This window comes from Leifsonia sp. KNZ12-8B, from assembly GCF_056755495.1.
Window position 1 is genome coordinate 1 of sequence record NZ_JBPGXM010000227.1, and the last position, 2474, is coordinate 2474.

At 73.3% G+C, this 2474-nt stretch carries 2 protein-coding genes; both read left to right on the plus strand.

Features of this window, described 5'->3' with window-relative positions; all coding sequences use genetic code 11:
* The coding region (locus tag ACR9ZG_RS18640; protein ID WP_481286337.1) for an FtsQ-type POTRA domain-containing protein at positions 1-1026 on the plus strand (1026 nt) is incomplete at its 5' end.
* A 169-nt stretch (positions 1027-1195) separates the two neighbouring features.
* Entirely contained in the window at positions 1196-2374 is a 1179-nt protein-coding gene (ftsZ, locus tag ACR9ZG_RS18645; protein WP_481286338.1) for a cell division protein FtsZ, read from the plus strand.
* Positions 2375-2474 lie beyond the last annotated feature (100 nt).

Consider the following 2474-nt stretch of genomic DNA (forward strand, 5'->3'; position numbering starts at 1 on the left):
CCCGCGCCCGGCGGGGGGGGGGGCGCGGGGGCCCCGCCCCCCCCGCGCACCCCCGGCCCCCGGGCCCGGGCGCCCCCGCCGGCGGCGTCCACGCCGCCGGCATCCCCGTCGGCGACGTCCAAGGAGTCCCGGCGCGTCCAGACCGTCACGGCGCCCATCCCGCTGCTGCGTCCCTCCGCCGAGGAGGAGGCGCCGGACGCACGGACCGGCGACGCCCACGCACCCCGCAACCCCTATGACGCGCTTCCGACCAATCGTGAGATCGCGAAGGCGCTGCGCGCGGCGCGCAAGGAGCGCCGGCGGATCGAGCGCGGCGAGGTGCGCCGCTTCACCAAGCGCTCGCGCCGCCGCCGGCTGACCTGGCTCGCGGCCGCCGGCGTCGTCGTCGCCCTCGTGGTGGGCGTGGCAGGGGTCGCCGTGTCGCCGCTCCTCGCCGTGCGCCACATCGAGATCACCGGCGCCTCGCGCCTCGACCCGGCGGCGATCCGTGCCAAGCTGGGCGACCAGCTGGGCAGGCCGCTGCCGCTGCTCGACCAGGCGGCGATCTCGAGCGACCTGGCCGCGTTCCCGCTCATCCGCAGCTACACGCTCGAGAGCCGCCCGCCGGACACGCTCGTGGTCCGCATCGAGGAGCGGCAGCCCGTCGGCGTCATCCAGAAGGGGAGCGTCTTCACGCTCGTCGACGCCGCCAAGGTGCCCATCGCGAGCAGCCAGGCCCGGCCGGAGGGCTATCCGCTCGTGACGGCGGCAGGAGGCTCGGCCGAGACCGACGCCGACTCCGCCTTCGCCGCCGTGGCCGGTGTCCTCAGCGCCCTGCCGCCGACCGTCCTCGCGCAGGTCGACACGATCTCGGCCAAGACCAAGGACGATGTGAGCTTCACACTGCGCGGCAGCGGTGCGACCGTGGTGTGGGGGAGCGCGGAGGACTCCGACCTCAAGGCGGCCGACCTCGCCGCGCTCCTCGCCGGGGCGAGCGGCGCGAACCGGTACGACGTCTCGTCCCCGCACAGCGTGACGACAGGGTGAGGGAGCAGCATGGAGGGTGTCGCGGCATGGATCCGCGCCGCGATTTCCCGACACGCCCACCGGCTCCCCGAGCCGCGGGCGCCGCGCACCTAACGTCGGATCGAGAATTGCATACTCAGCATAACTTTAAGCCTCGAGTTGAGGTTGAAGGTTCCCGTGGAGGCCGGACGTGACAGCTAACCAGAACTACCTCGCCGTGATCAAGGTCGTCGGCATCGGCGGCGGCGGCGTGAACGCCGTCAACCGCATGATCGAGCTCGGCCTGCGTGGCGTCGAGTTCATCGCCATCAACACGGACGCCCAGGCGCTCCTCATGAGCGACGCCGACGTCAAGCTCGACGTCGGCCGCGAGATCACCCGCGGTCTCGGCGCCCGCGCCGCCCCCCAGGTCGGCCGCCGCGCCGCCGAGGACCACGCGGAGGAGATCGAGGAGGCGCTCGCGGGCGCCGACATGGTCTTCGTCACCGCGGGCGAGGGCGGCGGCACCGGCACCGGCGGCGCTCCCGTCGTCGCGCGCATCGCGAAGTCGATCGGCGCGCTGACCATCGGTGTCGTCACCAAGCCGTTCTCGTTCGAGGGCAAGCGCCGCCAGCAGCAGGCCGAGGCCGGCGTGCAGCGGCTCAAGGAAGAGGTCGACACCCTCATCGTCGTGCCCAACGACCGGCTGCTGGAGATCAGCGACCGCGGCATCAGCATGCTGGAGGCGTTCTCCACCGCCGACCAGGTGCTCCTCGCCGGTGTCCAGGGCATCACCGACCTGATCACGACCCCCGGCCTGATCAACCTCGACTTCGCCGACGTGAAGTCGGTGATGCAGGGCGCCGGCTCCGCGCTCATGGGCATCGGCTCCTCGCGCGGCGCCGACCGGGCGATCAAGGCGGCCGAGCTGGCCGTGGCCTCCCCGCTGCTCGAGGCGAGCATCGACGGAGCGCACGGCGTCCTCCTCTCCATCCAGGGCGGATCGAACCTCGGCATCTTCGAGATCAACGACGCCGCGCGCCTGGTGCAGGAGGCGGTGCACCCGGAGGCGAACATCATCTTCGGCGCCGTCATCGACGACACCCTCGGCGACGAGGTCCGCGTCACGGTCATCGCGGCCGGCTTCGACGGCGGCGAGCCGAACGCGCGCCCGGCCGCGGTCGAGAGCCGCCGCACGACCTACGTGGAGGCGGGCTCCGAGGAGTCGCAGGTGCAGTCCTCCGCCGAAGTCGAGGCGGGCGAGATCCCGGCCCCGCAGACCACCCCGTGGCAGTCCACCGGCGAGGCCCCGGTCGCCGAGGCAGCACCGAAGGACCCGGCGTTCGACGACGAGAATGACGACCTCGACATCCCCGACTTCCTCAAGTAGCCCGCTCGCCGAGCGCCTTGCGGCCGTGCGGGCCGGCGTCGCCCACCCCCCCCCCCCCGCCCGCCCGGCGACCGACGAGCACAACACCCAAGTCGGGACC